Source organism: Flavobacterium sp. I-STPP5a, assembly GCF_009764685.1.
In the GTDB taxonomy this organism is placed as follows: Bacteria; Bacteroidota; Bacteroidia; order Flavobacteriales; family Flavobacteriaceae; genus Flavobacterium.
The window spans coordinates 1-597 of the sequence record NZ_VHLM01000058.1 but is presented as its reverse complement, the minus strand read 5'-3'; the positions used below and the strand labels follow the sequence as shown (position 1 = coordinate 597).

General features: G+C 45.9%; 1 tRNA gene and 1 rRNA gene. Both read right to left on the bottom strand.

Annotated features, from left to right (window positions below):
• Positions 1–291: ribosomal RNA gene (locus FJV36_RS11540) — 23S ribosomal RNA — on the bottom strand; the annotation flags it as partial.
• Between the two features lie 180 nt (positions 292–471).
• Positions 472–545 (bottom strand) — tRNA-Ala (locus FJV36_RS11535).
• Positions 546–597: the final 52 nt, after the last annotated feature.

Below are 597 nucleotides of genomic sequence, written 5' to 3'. Positions count from 1 at the left end.
TCCTACAACCCCAACATTGCCGTAACAACATTGGTTTGGGCTAATCCGCGTTCGCTCGCCACTACTTACGGAATCACTTTTGTTTTCTTCTCCTCCGCCTACTTAGATGTTTCAGTTCAGCGGGTTTACCCACCTATCGGTGTACTATCTCTTCAAGATAGTGGGTTGCCCCATTCAGGTATCTACGGATCAATTGGTGTGTGCCCATCCCCGTAGCTTTTCGCAGCTTATCACGCCTTTCATCGCCTCTGAGAGCCAAGGCATCCCCCATACGCCCTTATTTTGCTTATTGTACTAACACGATAAATCGTGTCTCTACGTTTATGATCAATCACAAACGTGTTCTTTCTACTTTTTATTATTTCTTATCTCAATATGTCAATGAACTTTAAGCCCCCTCCAGCTCCCCCGAAGGGGGAGAGCCGATTGCTCTATGTTCCTCCCCATCGGGGAGGTTAGGAGGGGCTTTTGTGGAGAATAACGGAGTCGAACCGTTGACCTCCTGCGTGCAAGGCAGGCGCTCTAGCCAGCTGAGCTAATCCCCCAATTTAATTATGAATTGTGAATTATGAATTATGAATTATTTGTAATTCGTAA